The 16,072-nt window shown below is 70.1% G+C and carries 15 protein-coding genes; all 15 read left to right on the plus strand.

Annotated elements, in window-relative coordinates; all coding sequences use genetic code 11:
- Positions 1-13: 13 nt before the first annotated feature.
- The 15 genes from BJ972_RS13055 to BJ972_RS13125 all read left to right on the plus strand — a co-directional run bounded on the left by BJ972_RS13055 (position 14) and on the right by BJ972_RS13125 (position 16,048).
- Positions 14-979, plus strand: coding sequence for an ABC transporter permease (locus tag BJ972_RS13055; RefSeq protein ID WP_129172044.1), 966 nt, complete (start codon positions 14-16; stop codon positions 977-979).
- Entirely contained in the window at positions 969-1,841 is an 873-nt protein-coding gene (locus tag BJ972_RS13060) for an ABC transporter permease (RefSeq protein ID WP_206736453.1), read from the plus strand. The genes BJ972_RS13055 and BJ972_RS13060 overlap by 11 nt, the downstream gene beginning before the upstream one ends.
- A complete protein-coding gene (locus tag BJ972_RS17730; RefSeq protein ID WP_129172043.1) occupies positions 1,834-3,483 on the plus strand; it encodes an ABC transporter ATP-binding protein in 1,650 nt (549 codons plus the stop codon). Before BJ972_RS13060 ends, BJ972_RS17730 begins: the two co-directional genes overlap by 8 nt.
- Positions 3,484-3,521: 38 nt before the next feature.
- A complete protein-coding gene (locus BJ972_RS13070) occupies positions 3,522-4,868 on the plus strand; it encodes an LLM class flavin-dependent oxidoreductase (RefSeq protein ID WP_129172621.1) in 1,347 nt (448 codons plus the stop codon).
- The gene (locus tag BJ972_RS17735; protein ID WP_129172042.1) at positions 4,865-6,040 is read left to right on the plus strand and encodes an acyl-CoA dehydrogenase family protein; all 1,176 of its coding nucleotides are present in this window, start codon (positions 4,865-4,867) and stop codon (positions 6,038-6,040) included. Before BJ972_RS13070 ends, BJ972_RS17735 begins: the two co-directional genes overlap by 4 nt.
- A 286-nt stretch (positions 6,041-6,326) precedes the next feature.
- Entirely contained in the window at positions 6,327-6,737 is a 411-nt protein-coding gene (locus BJ972_RS13080) for a YybH family protein (RefSeq protein ID WP_129172041.1), read from the plus strand.
- 54 nt (positions 6,738-6,791) lie between these two features.
- Positions 6,792-8,375, plus strand: a complete 1,584-nt coding sequence (locus tag BJ972_RS13085) for an ABC transporter substrate-binding protein (protein WP_129172040.1) — start codon at positions 6,792-6,794, stop codon at positions 8,373-8,375.
- 95 nt (positions 8,376-8,470) lie between these two features.
- On the plus strand, positions 8,471-9,484 hold the full coding sequence (locus tag BJ972_RS13090) for an ABC transporter permease (protein WP_129172039.1): 1,014 nt from the start codon (positions 8,471-8,473) through the stop codon (positions 9,482-9,484).
- Complete coding sequence (locus tag BJ972_RS13095; protein ID WP_206736452.1) at positions 9,481-10,395, plus strand: ABC transporter permease; 915 nt, start codon at positions 9,481-9,483, stop codon at positions 10,393-10,395. The genes BJ972_RS13090 and BJ972_RS13095 overlap by 4 nt, the downstream gene beginning before the upstream one ends.
- Positions 10,395-11,177 carry an ABC transporter ATP-binding protein gene (locus BJ972_RS13100; RefSeq protein ID WP_129172038.1) on the plus strand — a complete coding sequence of 261 codons (783 nt, stop codon included), beginning with the start codon at positions 10,395-10,397 and terminating at the stop codon, positions 11,175-11,177. Before BJ972_RS13095 ends, BJ972_RS13100 begins: the two co-directional genes overlap by 1 nt.
- Complete coding sequence (locus BJ972_RS13105; protein ID WP_129172037.1) at positions 11,174-12,046, plus strand: ABC transporter ATP-binding protein; 873 nt, start codon at positions 11,174-11,176, stop codon at positions 12,044-12,046. The genes BJ972_RS13100 and BJ972_RS13105 overlap by 4 nt, the downstream gene beginning before the upstream one ends.
- A gap of 38 nt (positions 12,047-12,084) precedes the next feature.
- Positions 12,085-13,323: an amidohydrolase family protein gene (locus BJ972_RS13110; RefSeq protein ID WP_129172036.1), complete on the plus strand. Its 1,239-nt coding sequence runs from the start codon at positions 12,085-12,087 to the stop codon at positions 13,321-13,323.
- Positions 13,320-13,646 carry a TIGR04076 family protein gene (locus BJ972_RS13115; RefSeq protein WP_129172035.1) on the plus strand — a complete coding sequence of 109 codons (327 nt, stop codon included), beginning with the start codon at positions 13,320-13,322 and terminating at the stop codon, positions 13,644-13,646. Before BJ972_RS13110 ends, BJ972_RS13115 begins: the two co-directional genes overlap by 4 nt.
- On the plus strand, positions 13,643-14,662 hold the full coding sequence (locus tag BJ972_RS13120) for an LLM class flavin-dependent oxidoreductase (RefSeq protein WP_129172034.1): 1,020 nt from the start codon (positions 13,643-13,645) through the stop codon (positions 14,660-14,662). Before BJ972_RS13115 ends, BJ972_RS13120 begins: the two co-directional genes overlap by 4 nt.
- 138 nt (positions 14,663-14,800) lie before the next feature.
- A complete protein-coding gene (locus tag BJ972_RS13125; RefSeq protein WP_129172033.1) occupies positions 14,801-16,048 on the plus strand; it encodes a M24 family metallopeptidase in 1,248 nt (415 codons plus the stop codon).
- The last annotated feature ends 24 nt before the right edge of the window (positions 16,049-16,072 follow it).

Consider the following 16,072-nt stretch of genomic DNA (forward strand, 5'->3'; position numbering starts at 1 on the left):
AAGGGAGGCGCGCATGAAGCTCGCCCGATACCTCGTGCTGAGGTTCGCGCAAGCGATCCTCGTGCTCTGGGTGACCTTCACGATCGTGTTCCTCGCGATCGCGAGCCTGCCCTCCGACCCCGTCACGATCTACCTGGCGACCGACGCCGGCGGCGACCCCGAGCTCATCGAACAACTGCGCAGCTACTACGGCTATGACCGGCCCTGGTACGAGCAGTACGCGGTTCAGCTCGGCAACCTGCTGCGCGGCGACTTCGGGTTCTCGCTCTCGAGCGGGCAGCCCGTGCTCGAGCGGATCGGCGACGTCATCGGCAGCACACTCGCTCTCGCGGGAACAGCGCTGCTCATCGCGATCATCTTCTCGCTGCTCATCGCCGCAGGCGCCTACCTGCTGCGTTCGCGCCGCATCCACGGCACGATCGTCGCCATCCCGTCGTTCTTCTCGGCGGTTCCCGTGTTCTGGCTCGGAATCATCGCGCTTGGCTTCTTCTCGTTCCAGTTGCGCGTGCTGTCGCTCTTCCCCGACGGCTCGTTCCTCTCCCTCGTCATCCCCGCCGCCGTCCTCGCGATCCCCGTGTCGGCGCCGATCGCACAGGTCCTCGTCACGAGCGGCGAGCAGTCGGCCGAGCTGCCGTTCGTGAAGACGGCGCGTGCGAAGGGAGCGGCGCCCGGTCGGGTGTTCCGCTCGCACGTGCTGCGCTCCTCGCTCGGCCCGGCCGTCACCGTCGTGTCGACGGCGATCGGCGTGCTCGTCGCCGGAGCCGTCATCACCGAGACCGTGTTCGCACGACCGGGCCTCGGCTCGGTGCTGCTGAAGGCCGTCGTCGCGCAGGACATCCCGCTCGTGCAGGGACTCGTCTTCCTCTCGACCCTCGTCGTCGTGATCGTCTCGCTCATCGTCGACGTCCTGCTTCCCGTGATCGACCCGAGGGTGCTTCGCGGACGTCTCAGCCCGGGGGTGCCTCGCCTTGCCTCATGATGCTCTCGCGACCGATGTCGCTCCGACCGCGTCATCCGCCCCGATCACCGCGCGGGCGCGCCTGCCGCGCCTCGGTCTCGCGACGATCGTCTCGGCGGCGCTCATCGCGCTCGTCCTCGCGTGGCTCGTCTGGCCCTCGCTCTTCACGGGGTACAGCCCCATCACGGGCGACTCCGCGCAGGTGTTCCAGCCGCCGCAGCTCGCGCACCCGTTCGGAACCGACCACCTCGGCCGTGACGTGCTCGCGCGCGTCATCTACGGCACGACGCAGACGGCGCTCACGGCAGGCCTCGCCGTCGTCGTGGGCCTCGTCCTCGGAGTGATCGTCGGCATCGCGTCGGCGACGCTCGGGCCAGCGGCCGACGCCGTCTCGATGCGCGTCGTCGATGCGCTCATCGCTCTGCCGTCGTTCATGGTGGCTCTGCTCGTCGTCTCGCTCTACGGTGCGGGGCCGCTCTCGCTCGGCATCGGCGTCGGAATCGGCTCGATCGTGCTGTTCGCGCGCGTCACCCGCGCCGAGGTGCTCCGGGTGCGCGCCCTCGACTTCATCGAGGCCAGTCAGCTCGCCGGCGCGGGGTACTGGCGCGTGCTCACCGGTCACATCGTGCCCCACATCTCCGGTTCGGTGCTGGCGCTCGCCGTCGTCGACTTCGGCGCGGCCGTGCTCGCCGTCTCCGCTCTCGGCTACCTCGGCTTCGGCACGCCGCCGCCGACGCCCGAGTGGGGCCTCATCGTCGCCGAGGGGCGCAACTACCTCGCCAACGCGTGGTGGATGACGACGCTGCCCGGAATCTTCATCCTGCTCGTCGTCATCGCGCTCGGTGTGCTCGGCCGCTACGTCGGGAAGGCCTCGCGTGTCTGAACAGACCACCGCTCCCCTCGTCATCCGTTCGCTCGCCGTCGAGTATCAGGTCGATCGCGTTCGCGTCCCCGCGCTCGACGACGTCTCGTTCACGATCGGCCGTGGCGAGTTCGCCGCCGTCGTGGGTGAATCGGGCTCGGGCAAGTCGACGCTCGTCGGCGCGGTGACGGGCCTGCTGCCGCCGGAGGCGCGCATCACGGGCGGCGAGATCGCGCTCAGCGGGATCGAGACGACCGCGCTTCGCGAGCGGGCGTGGAGCCGGTTGCGCGGGCGCCGCGTCGGACTCATCCCGCAAGACCCCGGCCAGAGCCTCACGCCGGTGACGACGATCGGTCGCCAGATCGACGAGATCGCCGCCATCCGCGGCGAGCGCCTCGGCCGAGCCGAGCGCCGGGCTCGGGCGATCGAGTTGCTCGAGGCGGCCGAGGTATCGCGGGCGCCGCAGCGTCTCGACCAGTACCCGCACGAGCTCTCGGGCGGCCTCAAGCAACGCATCCTCATCGCGATCGCGTTCGGCCTGAACCCCGAACTCCTCGTCGCCGACGAGCCCACCTCGGCGCTCGACGTCACGGTGCAGAAGCAGATCCTCCGCACCTTCGACCGACTCGCCGCCGATCACGGCACGAGCGTGCTCTTCGTCACGCACGACCTCGCCGTCGCCACCGACCACGCCTCCCGCGTCCTCGTCATGCGAGGCGGCCGGCTCGTCGAGGACGCCCCCGTCGACGACGTGCTCCGGGCGCCGAAGACGGAGTACACGGCCGAGCTCCTCCACCACGCCCGCGCGACGGAGAGCACCGCGGCGCCGCGCGTCGACGACGGCGAGCCGCTGCTCGAGGTGCGGAACCTCACGAAGGTCTTCGCGGGTGCCGGTGGAGGGGCGCCGCACACCGCCGTCGACGACGTCTCATTCACGCTCGGTCGCGGCGAGACGCTCGCCCTCGTCGGCGAATCGGGTTCGGGCAAGTCGACGACCGCACGCATGATCCTGCGGCTCGAGGAGCCGACCGGCGGCTCGGTCCTGTTCTCGCGTGACGACGTCACGACCGTCTCGGGGCGTCGGCGCCGCGCTTACTGGCGGGACGTCCAGATGGTCTATCAGAACCCGGATGCCGCACTCGATCCGCGCTGGACGGTGCAGCGCATCGTCGCCGAACCGCTTCGCACCGCGGGAGCGCTGGATCGCCGAGGCATCCAGGACCGCGTCGCCGCCGTCCTCGACGCCGTCGCGCTCCCGCCCGGCACCGCGGCGAAGCGCCCGGGCGCTCTCTCGGGCGGGCAGCGGCAGCGCGTCGCGATCGCGCGAGCACTCGCGCCCGAGTCGTCCGTCGTCGTCCTCGACGAGGCCCTGAGCGCACTCGACGTCATCACCCAGGAGAGCGTCATCGACCTCCTCGCCCGGGTGCAGGGCACGCTCGGCGTGTCGTTCGTCTTCATCTCGCACGACCTCTCGGTCGTGCGGCGCATCGCGCACCGCATCGTCGTCATGCAGGACGGCCGCGTCGTCGAGCAGGGCGAGACCGCCCAGATCTTCGACGCTCCGCAGACCGAGTACGTGCGCGCACTCATCGCCGCCGTGCCGGGCGCGCGGCGCCTGCACCTGACATCCGCCGACACCGACCAGGAGGTAACCCCGTCGTGAGTTCCGAGCCCCGCCGACTGCATTTCGCCGCCTTCGTGATGAACACGAACTCGCACATCCAGCACGGACTGTGGCGGCACCCGGCGGCTCGCCAGAGCGAGTTCACGTCGCTCTCGCTGTGGACCGACCTCGCGAAGACACTCGAGCGAGGGCGCTTCGACGCGATCTTCTTCGCCGACGTGCTCGGCCTCTACGGGCCGGGCGACGGCGACTACACGGTCAATGCGCGCGAAGGTCTGCAGTTCCCGAACAACGACCCGTCGGTGCTGCTCGGCGCACTCACCGCTGTGACGGAGCACCTCGGGCTCGTGTTCACGTCGTCGGTGCTGCAGGCTCACCCGTTCGAGTTCGCGCGGCGGGTATCGACGCTCGACCACCTCTCGGGCGGCCGTGTCGGCTGGAACGTCGTGACGAGCGCGCAAGAGAGCGCCGCTCGCAACTTCGGCTTCGACGGGCTCGAAGAGCACGACGAGCGCTACCGGTGGGCCGAGGAGTACCTCGAAGTCGTCTACAAGCTCTGGGAGGGCTCGTGGGACGACGACGCGCTCGTGAACGATCCGTCGCGATCCGTGTACGCCGACGCCCGCGGCATCCACCGCATCGACCACCACGGGCCGCGCTACGACGTCGCCGGCCCCCATCTCTCCGCGCCGTCGCCTCAGCGCACACCGGTGATCTTCCAGGCAGGATCGTCGCCCGCGGGGCAGGCCTTCGCCTCACGTCATGCCGAGGGGCAGTTCATCCTCACGTCGGGACTCGACAAGACGCGCGCGCTCATCGAGTCGACGCGTGCGCAGGTCGCGGCGACCGGGCGAGACCCGCACGACCTGTCGTTCTTCCTCGGTCAGTCGTTCGTCGTCGGCGGCACCGAGGAGGAGGCGAAGCGCAAGGAGGCCGAGCTCGATGAGTACCTCTCAAGCGACGGATTCCTGCTGCACTCCAATCTCGGCTTCGACCCGAAGACGGGCGAGGCGCTCGACCCCGATACGCCGCTCTCCCAGCTCTCGACCGGCACGAACGTCTCGCACCTGCAGTGGATGCGTGAACTCTCGCCCGACCCCGACCCGAAGGTGCGCGATCTGGCGACCCTGGCCGCGAAGCTCCGCGGGCGCGTCGTCGGCACGCCCGAACAGATCGCGGACCGTCTCGAGGAGTGGCGGGATGCCGGTGTGACCGGCATCAACGTCATGAACTGGATCCTCCCCGACAGCTTCGAGGAGTTCGTCGACGACGTGATCCCCGTGCTGCAGGAGCGCGGCCTCGCTCAGCGCGAGTACGACGAGGGCACGCTGCGGCGGAAGCTCTTCGGTCATGATCAGCTTCCCGACGGTCACCCCGGGCGCGCGTGGCGCGGGGCGTTCCGCAGCGATGAGGACGGCGCGTGACTCTCGCCGCCGCCGACCGCGAGCGTTTCCTCGCGCTCTTCGCGACGATCGCCGAGGGGTCGGGTGCGCGTGACCGCGAGCGCACGCTGCTCACCGACGAGATCGCCGAGCTCGTCGCGGCCGGCTTCACCGCCGTGCGCGTACCGCGCGAGTTCGGCGGCGGAGGGGCCACGCTGCCCGACGTGTTCGACCTGCTCATCGAGCTCGGAGCGGCCGACGCCAACCTGCCCCAGGCGCTCCGCGGGCACTTCGCTCTCGTCGAGCGCCTGCTCGTCGGCGACACCGCCCGCGATCACGAGTGGCTGCGACGTGTCGTCGACGGCGCGCTCGTCGGCAACTCGCAGGCCGAGAAGGGTGCGGCGACGGCGACCGACACGAGGCTCGAGCGCGACGGCGACGACTGGCGGCTCACGGGGCGGAAGTTCTACACGACGGGCACCCTCTACGGATCGTGGACCTGGACGGGTGCGGTCGATGCGACGGGCGAGAAGTACGGCGCGCTCGTCGCGACGGATGCCGCAGGCGTCATGGTGATCGATGATTGGTCGGGCTTCGGGCAGAAGCTCACCGGCAGCGGCACGACGGTCTTCGACGACGTGCTCCTCGCGGCCGATCAGGTGTATCGCATCGATGAGGAGCCCGCGTGGTACCCCGTCGACTATCGGGTCTTCCTGCACCTCCTGCTGCAGGCGACGATGGCGGGCATCGGGATCGCGGCGCTCCGCGACACGATCGCCTTCGTGAGGGCCCGCTCGCGGGCATTCGGAGTACCCGGCGAGAGCAGCCCGCGCGAGGATCCGCGCGTGCAGACGGTGATCGGCGAGCTCTCGAGCCGTGTCTCCTCGGTCGTCGCGCTCGTCCGCGACGTGGCACGCGACTACGCCGACGTGCGCGACCGGGAGCACGCGACGCCGGAGGAACGCGAGGCCGACTACGTGCGACTGCAGGTGCGCCAGTTCGAGGCGCAGCAGATCGCCGTCTCCGACATCCTGAAGGTCACGACCGAGCTCTTCGAGGTCGGCGGTGCGTCGGCCGTGCTCTCCGAGAGCGGGCTCGACCGGCACTGGCGCAACGCCCGCACGATCGCCTCGCACAACCCGGCGATCTTTCGGAAGGCCGCGATCGGCGACTATCTGCTGAACGGCACGGTTCCCGAGCGCTCCTTCCGCTAGCGCCGCGCCCGCCTCCGTCCCTGGCCCGGCCCCGCCCCCGTTTCCCCCGTCTCGGCGTCACGAATGTGCTGCTCGGCGACGTCGAACAGCACATTCGTGACGCCGAGACGGCAGGAGGGGGCGGGGAGGGGAGGCGGTTGCGCGGTTGTCAGGGTGGTGTGAGGATTTAATAGCAAATGTAAATCCAGAGACAGTCTCAGTTTGTTAAAACATGGTTGTAACATATTGAGACTTTTCATGTGACGTTCAGTCGGTAGTGTTCCACACAACGCAGTGAGGAGGCCTGATGGCCGAGGTAGATCAGTCGACGACGGATGCCGCATGGATTCGTCAAGCCGTCTACGACATGTACGACGCGTACATGGAGTCCGACCGCGAGCGGGCCAACAGCTACATCGCCGACGACGTCACCCTCTGGGACACCGAGCACGAGCCTCTCGTCTACGGCCTCTCCGGTCTCAACGACCTGCGCGACAGCCGACCGGCGGGGAGCGTCGCCTCCGTCGCCGGTGTCGACGTCACGACCGATCCGGTCGTCGACGTCTGGGGCGACATCGCCCTCGCACGTCACACGTTCACCGTACGATTCGTCGATCCGGAGGCCCGCCCCGAGCGGGTGCGCAACACCGGTGTCTGGCAGCGCCGCGACGGTCGCTGGCTCATGGTGCACAACCATGAGGACGTCCTGCCCGAGTAGTACCCGCACCACCCACATCCCCCCGATACACAGCCCCGAGAAAGAGGATCCACCGTGAAGCGCTCTGCCAGGTTGGTCGGAGCGGCAGCAGTCACTGCCGCAGCCGCACTCGTCTTCAGCGCCTGTTCCGCTCCCGCGGACGACGCCGACGCCCCCGCCGTCGAATCCCTCGTCATCGACAAGTCGTTCGACCTCGTGACGGCCGATCCGGCCCGCATGTTCGAGACGACGGGCGGCATCGTCCTCCACGCCGTCTACGACAGCCTCCTCACCTTCGCCGACGGCAACGCCGAGGAGCCGCTCCCGAGCGTCGCCTCCGAATGGGAGGTGAACGCCGACGCGACCGAGTACACCTTCACCATCCGCGACGGCATCACGTTCTCCGACGGCACGCCGCTCACCGCGGCCGACGTCGTCTACTCGCTCGACCGCGTCAAGAACATCCAGGGCAACGGCTCGTTCCTGCTCGACGGCCTCTCGGTCGCCTCGCCCGACGAGTCGACCGTCGTCATCACCTCCGAGACCCCGAACACGGCCGTGCCCGCGATCGTCACGAGCCCCACGCTCGGCATCGTCAACAGCGCTCTCGTGACCGAGAACGGCGGAACGGATGCCGAGGGTGCAGCCGACTCCGACACGGCCGAGGCGTTCCTCAACGAGACGTCGGCCGGCAGCGGCCCGTACATGCTCGAGTCGTTCGACACGACGACCGAGACGGTGCTCGTCGCGAACCCCGAGTACTGGGGCGAGGCTCCCGTCTACGACCGCGTCGTGCTCCGCAACACGACGGCCGAGGCCCAGCTCATGGACATCCAGAGCGGAACGGCGCACGTCGCGCTCGACCTCGGCTCCGACCAGATCGCCGGACTCTCGGGCGACACGATCGTCAGCACGAGCTCGTCGCCGACGATCTTCTTCCTCTTCGCGAACGCCAACTCGGGTGTCTCCGAGATCACGTCGTCGCCCGACTTCCGCGAGGCCGTCAAGTACGGACTCGACTACGACGGCATCCTCGAGCTCGCCGGTGAGGGCGCCGAGCGCGCCTACGGCATCGTGCCCTCGTCCTACCTCGGAGCCCTCGGCGCCGACGGTGCGACCGAGCGCGACGTCGAGCGGGCGACCGCTGCGGCCGCGAAGCTCGGACCGAACCCGACGATCAACCTCGAGTACGCGAGCGACTTCTCGAGCAACGGCCTCAGCATGGGACCGTTCGCCGAGCGCATCGCCGCCCAGCTCGCCGAGGTCGGCATCACGGTGAACCTCACGCCCGGCCCCATCGCCACGACGCTCGAGAGCTACCGCGCGGGCACCGAGCAGATGGGCCTCTGGCTCTGGAACCCGGACTACCCGGACTCCGCCGACTACCTCGCCTTCGGACCCGGCGAGATCGTCGGACTCCGCGCCGGCTGGGCCGCCGGTAGCGACCCCGAGCTCGAAGCGGTCATGGCCGAGGTCTCGACCGAGACCGACGCCGCCACGCGTGAAGAGCTCTACCAGGAGTTCCAGAAGCTCCACAACGAAGCGGGCGTCATCATCCCCCTCTTCCAGCCCGCGGCATCCGTCGTCTCGACCTCCGCGGTCGGCGAGGTGCTCTACGACCCGGTGTTCTCGCTCGACATCGCGGCCATCGGGCGCTGATCCACGACAGTCGCTCCGGGGAGGGGTACCCTCCCCGGAGCGGCACTTCGCTTCCGCAGAACCCCGCCCGACCGACCCGACAGAGAGGATGACGCGTGGCACTGTTCATCGCCAAGCGCCTCGGCGCCGCGCTCCTCCTCGTCATCGGCACGGTGCTCGTGGCGTTCCTGCTCACCGCGGTGCTGCCGGGCGACGCCGCGACGGCCCGTCTCGGCGAGCGTGCCGCGGCCGACCCCGCGATCGTCGCCGCGATGCGCGAGAGCATGGGGCTCGACCGGCCGCTCTACGAGCAGTTCGCCATCTACCTCGGCAACCTCTTCCAGGGCGACCTCGGTCAGTCGGTGCAGACGTCGCGCGCGGTGCTGACCGACCTGCAGCTCTTCGGCCCCGCGTCGGCGGAGCTCGCGCTCACGGCGACGATCATCGCGGTCGTCGTCGGCGGCGGTCTCGGTATCATCGCGGCCCTCCGCGCCAACCGCCCCATCGACAACGTGCTGCGCGCGGTGAGCCTCGGCGGCGTCTCGGTGCCGATCTTCTGGCTCGCGCTCATCGCGACGGCGATCTTCTCGACGCAGTTGCGGTGGTTCCCCTCGTCGGGCCGCCTCGACGCGGGAGCGATACCGCCGCCGCGCGTCACCGGTTTTTACACGATCGACTCGCTCCTCGCGGGCAACCTCCCACTCTTCGCCGAAGCGGTCGGGCACCTGATCCTCCCCGCGATCGTGCTCTCGGCCCCCATGGTGGGCCTCCTCATGCGCTTCACGCGGGCGTCGGTGCTCGACGTGCTCGGGCAGGAGTACATCCGCGCCGCCGAGGCGAAGGGCCTGAGCGGCCCGTCGGTCGTCTTCGGTCACGTGCTGCGCGGCGCCCTCGTGCCCGTCATCACCGTCGTGGGCACGGCCTTCGCGTCGCTCCTCGCCGGCACGGTGCTCGTCGAGCAGATCTTCGCGTGGCCGGGCATCGGTTCGTACGCGTATCGCGCGGCGTCGACGCTCGACCTCTCGGCGATCGTGGGCGTGACGATCTTCGTCGCCCTCATCTACATCCTCGTGAACCTCGCCACCGACATCCTGTACGGAATCATCGACCCGAGGATCCGACGCGCATGAACACCACCGAGAAGGCCCTCGACACGGTCGATCCGATCAGCGCGGCCGACGGTCGGCGATGGATGCCGCGGTGGAGGCTCCCCGCCGCGTGGCGTCGCCCGCTCGCCGTCGTCGGCATCATCATCATCGCCTTCTGGGCGTTCGTCATCGTCTTCGCGCCGCTCCTCGCGCCGTACGATCCGCTCGCGCAGGACTCGGCGCGGTTCCTGCCGCCGTCGCTCGCCCATCCGTTCGGTACGGACGGCGTCGGCCGCGACGTGCTCTCACGCGTCATCTACGGCGCGCAGATCTCGATTCCCATCGCGGTCATGCTCGTCGTGCTTTCGCTCATCGTCGGCGCGACCGTCGGGGCGATCGCCGGCTACTTCGGCGGCGTCGTCGACGCCGTGCTCATGCGCATCGTCGACCTCTTCTTCGCCTTCCCCGCGATCATCCTCGCGATGGCCGTGTCGGCGGCCCTCGGCCCGTCGCTCGTGAACGCCGTGCTCGCGATCGTCGTCGTGTCGTGGCCGGCGTACGCGCGCGTCACGAGATCGCTCGTGCTCGGCCTCCGCGACGCGAACTTCATCGCCGCGTCGCGCCTTATCGGTGCCTCGTCGGCGCGCACGCTCGGGCGTGACATCGCGCCCAACATCCTCGGCCCGATCGCGGTCATCTCGACGCTCGAACTCGGCAACGCGATCCTCCTGCTCAGCGGCCTCAGCTACCTCGGACTCGGCGCCGTGCCGCCGACGCCGGAGTGGGGCGCCATGGTCTCGGAGGGCTCGCGCGTGTTCTACAACTACTGGGTCGCGCTCTTCCCGGGTCTCGCGATCCTGAGCGTCGTGCTCGCCTTCAACTTCATCGGCGACTCGCTGCGCGACGCCCTCGACCCGCGCACCTCGCGTGCCGTGCAGGCGATGGAGCTCTGATGACGAACCTCCTCGACATCCGTGACCTGCGTCTCGCTCTCGGCGGGCGCAACCTCGTCGACGGCGTCGACATCACCGTCGCCCCGGGCGAGGTCGTCGGCCTCGCGGGTGAGAGCGGCAGCGGCAAGACGCTCTCGGCCCTCACCGCGCTCGGCTTCGTGCCGAGCGGCGCGACGGCGACGGGCGAGGTGCTCTTCGACGGGCGGAACGTGCTCGACCTCTCGTCCCGCGACCTGCGCGCGCTCCGCGGCGACCGCGTCGCCGTCGTCTTCCAGGACCCGATGACGGCGCTGCACCCCATGCTCACGATCGAACGCCAGCTCACCGAACACCAGCGCGTGCACCGGTCGCTCACCAAGAAGCAGGCCAAGGAACGCGCGATCGAACTGCTCGACCGCGTGCGCATCCCCGACCCGCACCTCGCGATCCGCTCGTACCCGCACCGGTTCTCGGGCGGCATGCGTCAGCGCATCGCGATCGCCTCGGCCCTCGCGTGCGAGCCCGAGCTGCTCATCGCCGACGAGGTCACGACGGCCCTCGACGTGACGGTGCAGGCCGGCATCCTCCGCCTCCTCGACGGTCTGCGCACCGAACTCGGCATGGCGATGCTCTTCATCACCCACGACCTCGCCGTCATGAACGTCGTCTCCGACCGGCTCTACGTCATGAAGACGGGCAAGGTCGTCGAGTCGGGCGCGACGCGCGACGTGCTCGCCGACCCGCAGCACGAGTACACGCGCTCGCTCGTCGACGCGCTGCCCGATACGGAGGTCTCGGCATGAATCCGCTCGAGGTCGAGGACGCCGTGGTCGAGTACCGCGTGCCCGGAAAGCCGAGCGTGCGCGCCGTCGCGGGCGTCTCGCTCACGGTCGCCGCGGGCGAGGTCGTCGGCCTCGTCGGCGAATCGGGCTGCGGAAAGTCGTCGCTCGGCCGTGCGATCGTCGGTCTCAACCCGCTCGACTCGGGCCGCGTGCTCATCGACGGCCGCCCGATCTCGCCGCTCGGTCGCCGCGCACGCCCCGTCGCCGATCGCGCCGTGCAGATGGTCTTCCAGGACCCGTACTCCTCGCTCAACCCGCGCCGTCGGGTGGGGCGTCAGATCCAGGACGCGATCGCCGGTCGCGGCGGGGCGGCGCGCGTCGCCGAACTGCTCGAATCGGTCGGCCTGCCGGCATCGGCCGCCGCGCGCTTCCCGCACCAGTTCTCGGGCGGCCAGCGCCAGCGCATCGCGATCGCGCGGGCCCTCGCGTCGGAGCCGCGCGTCATCGTCGCCGACGAACCCGTCTCGGCGCTCGACGCCTCGACGCGCCTGCAGGTCGCCGGCCTCCTCTCGGAGACGGCGACGGCCCAGGGCGTCGCGCTGCTCATGATCTCGCACGACCTCTCGGGCCTCCGCGTCATCGCCGATCGCATCGCCGTCATGTACTTCGGTCGCATCGTCGAGGTCGGCCCGACCGACGCCGTGTGGTCGAACCCGCGGCATCCCTACACGCGCGCGCTCATCGGTGCGATCCCGCGGCTCGGCCGCGACGCGCAGATGCCCGCCGAGCCGCCGCGGCGCGAAACGGTCGTCGTGGGCGACGACGACGCACGGCTCGTCGAGTGCGGCCCCGGCCACGTCGTGGCCGCCGAGGCGCTCGTCGCGTCCTGACGCGTCAGAGAGACAGAACCACAACGAGAGGGGCGCGAATGGGCGTCATCACGGGCTTCCCGACCGCCGGGAGCGTCACGCTCCACAACCTGAACCTCGTCGACGTCGTCGACGGTGCCGTGCACACGGGGGTCGCCGTGCACGTGCAGGGCGGGGTGATCAGCGAGATCACGGCGGATGACGGAGGCCTCGATGCGCGTCATCCGGCCCTCGATCTCGGCGGGGCGTACCTCGCCCCCGGCCTCATCAACATGCACACGCACTTCTCGCTCTCACTTCCGGGGCCGGTCGGCGCCGAACTCGAGGCGATGGATGCCGCGGGCCTCGCGCTCTACATGGCAGACGGAGCGCGTCGTACGCTGCACAACGGCATCACGACGGTGCGCTGCGTCGCCGAGAAGGGGCACGCCGACTTCGCGCTGCGCCGCGCGATCGAGACGGGTCGCGTCGAGGGTCCGCGAATCTACACGGCGGGCCGCGCGCTCGCGTGCACGGGCGGCCACGGCCACGGCTCGGACGACACGCTCGAGTGCGACGGCGCCGACGACTTCGCCCGCGGAGTGCGCACGCAGATCAAGGCGGGCGCCGACCTCATCAAGCTCATGATCTCAGGCGGTATCGCGGGGGAGCACGAGACCATCTCGACGCCGCAGCTGACGGTCGACGAGATGGCGGCGGCGATCTCGACGGCGCACGCGTGGGGCCGGAAGGTCACGGCGCACGCCGGCCCGGCCGACGTCATCGCCGAGGCCGTGAAGCTCGGCCTCGACTGCGTCGAGCACGGCTACGAGCTGACCCCCGAGGTGTGCCGGGCGATGGCCGAGAACGGCACGTCGCTCGTACCGACCCTCATCGTGACGCGCGCGGGCGCGTTCTTCGACGAGCTCGGCGTTCCCGCGTGGATGCAGGAGCGCTCGCTCGGCGCGGGCGAGCGGCACCTCGAGTCGTACCGAGCGGCACTGGATGCCGGTGTCGACGTGCTCCTCGGCAGTGACATGCCGCCGTTCTGGCCCTTCGAGGGAACGACGGCCGCCGTGCGTGAGCTCGAGCACATGCACGCCGCGGGGCTCGACGCCCCGTCGACGCTCCGCGCGGGAACGCTCGGCCCCGCGCGCTGGCTCGGCATCGAGGCGAACGCGGGCAGCATCGAGGTCGGTAAGTGGGCCGACGTCATCGCCCTGCCCGAGAACCCGCTGCAGTCGCCGAGCGCACTGCGGACGATCGATTTCGTGATGAAGGACGGCGTCGTCGTCCGCGACGAGGGGAGAGTGCGATGACGCACGACGGAACCGACATGGAGCTCTACGACCTGCGCGTCGTGGTCGACCGCATCGAGGGGCGATCGGTGTGCGGCATGCACGTCGGCGACGAGTTCACCGTGACCGACAGCAACGAGCTGCGCCTGCCCGACGGCAAGCACTTCTGCTTCTATGCGCTGAGCGCCGCGGTTCCGCTCATCCCCGCGAAGCAGCGCTCGCTGCCCGCGGGCGACTGGCTCGAGCGCGACAGCGAGGTCGCGTGCCCCGACCCCGAGGAGCGCCTCATCATGCGCATCGAACGCACGGGCATCACGCGACTGCGCTCGGAGGACCTCACGTGAGCGTCGACGGCGTACCGATCACCCTGGGTCTGCAGACCGACAAGGCGCCCGGCGCCTACGCCGAGCTCGCGCTGCTCGCCGAAGACCTCGGCTTCTCGGGCGTGAGCGTCTTCTCCGACCTGCTGTACCAGCCCTCGATCGTCGCCCTCATCGAGATGGCGCGAGCGACACGGCGTCTCCGCCTCGGCTGCGCGTGCTGGAACCCCTTCACGCTGCACCCGTACGAGATCGCGGGCCAGGCCGCGGCCCTCGACGCCTACAGCGACGGCCGCGCCTACGTCGGCCTCGCGCGCGGTTCGTGGCTCGGCGACATCGGCGTGAACCCCACGCGGCCCGTCGAGCACCTGCGCGACGCCGTCGGCTTCATCGACGCGCTCCTCGCGGGTGAGGGTGCGGGCTACGACGGCACGCGGTTCCGGCTCGCCGAGGGCGTGCGGCTCGCGACGCCGTCGCGGCGCCTACCGGTGCTGCTCGGCTCGTGGGGACCGCGGGGCGCGGCGCTCGCCGGAGCGGTCGCCGACGAGATCAAGATCGGCGGCAGCGCGAACCCCGACATGATCGCCGTCACGCGCGAACGCGTGCGCGTCGGTGCCGAGGCCGCGGGGCGCTCGGCCGACGACGTCGGCATCGTGCTCGGCGCCGTCACGGTCGTCGACCGCGATCGGGCCCGCGCGCGGGAGGCCGCGCGCCGCGAGGTCGCGATGTACCTCGACGTCGTCGCCGAACTCGATCCGACGGTCGACCTGCCCGAGGGTCTGCTCGATCACGTGCGCGAGCGACTGCGCGAGAACGACCCCGACGCCGGGCGATCGATCCCCGACGACATCCTCGACCGTTTCGCCTTCTCGGGCGACCCCGACGACATCGCGGCGCACGCTCAGCGGCTCATCGACGCGGGGGTCGATCGCATCGAGTTCGGCACTCCGCACGGCATCGACGAGGCCGAGGGCATCGCGTTGCTCGGCCGTGAGGTACTGCCGCGCGTGCGCGGTGCCGCGGTGCTCACCGACGCCTAGCGGTGTACGGAGTGGGGTGCGAAAGCTGATTCAGAGGTAAGGCAAAGTCACTCTTAAAGCTTTCATTTAGCAAGACTGTAACAATTTGAGCTAACGAATGCGTAGCGACGATCGGTCGAATGAGGCAGACTGGACGCCATGCTCACCTCCGACAGGCAACCGAACCTCCGCGCCGCCCTCGAGGCACCCTTCGACTTCGCCGCGCGCCAGCAGAAGCTGTGGGGCGCCCTCGACACCGCCGGCGTCGACGTGCTGTTCCTGCCCGCTTCGCAGTCCGACCTCGAGTACTTCACGGGCGTCTCCCGCCGCGCGCCCTCGTTCGGCGAGATCGGCTACACCAACCACTGGATCTCGGGTGCCTTCATCAGCCCGGGCGAGGCGCCGCTCTTCGTGCTGACCCGCCACTTCCAGGAGTTCGACCTGCCCGAGGGCGTCGCCGGCGACGTCATCACGGCGACCGAGACGGATGACGGCGGCGAGGTCTTCCGTCGCGCCTTCGACTCGTACCGCGCCCGGGCGAAGCGCGTCGCGATCGGCGCCCGCCCGAACGAAGAGCACTGCGAGCACGAGAAGGGGATGTCGGAGCGCATCGCCCTCGCGAGCCGCTCGTGGGCCGAGACGACGATCGAGCTGCGCAACCACCGACCCGACGCCGAACTCATCGTCGCCGACACGATCACGAACGGCATCCGCCGCATCAAGGACGAGCAGGAGATCGCGCTCATGCGCGAATCCGCCGCGATCGTCGACGCCGTCATGGCCGCCGTCACCCCGCACGTCACCGCAGGCATCACCGAGCTCGACCTCGCCGCCGAGGTCGACCTCCGCATGCGGAAGCTCGGTTCGCCCGGCGCCTCGTTCGACACGGGCGTCTGGGCGATGGGTCCGGCCCTCGGCCGCGACGCCTCGGTGCGCGTCTCGGGCAACGAGCTCGGAGCGGGCTCGGGCGTGAGCTTCGACTTCGGGGCGATCACGCGTGGGTACTGCTCCGACTTCGGCCGCACGATCCACATCGGCGAGCCGAACGACGAGTACCTCGCCGTCTACGACATCGTCATGGCCGCCCAGGAGGCCGGCCGATCGGCGGCCGTCGTCGGTGCGACCGGCGGAGACGTGCACCGCGCGGCGCGCGCCGTCATCGAGGAGGCCGGCTACGGCGACTGGTTCCGTCACCGCACGGGCCACTGCATCGGCCTCGACGTGCACGAGCTGCCCTACATCTCGGAAGAGGACACGACTCCTCTCGAGGCGGGCATGCTCTTCACGATCGAGCCCTCGGTCTTCTGGCCGGGCCGCGTGGGCGTGCGTGTCGAAGACGTCTTCCTGCTCTCGGAGACGGGGTGTGCGTCGATCAACGAGCACTCCAACGACCTCGTCGCCAACTGACCTGTCGGGGCGCTGCCCTCCTGC

Source organism: Agromyces atrinae (genome assembly GCF_013407835.1).
GTDB lineage: Bacteria > Actinomycetota > Actinomycetes > Actinomycetales > Microbacteriaceae > Agromyces > Agromyces atrinae.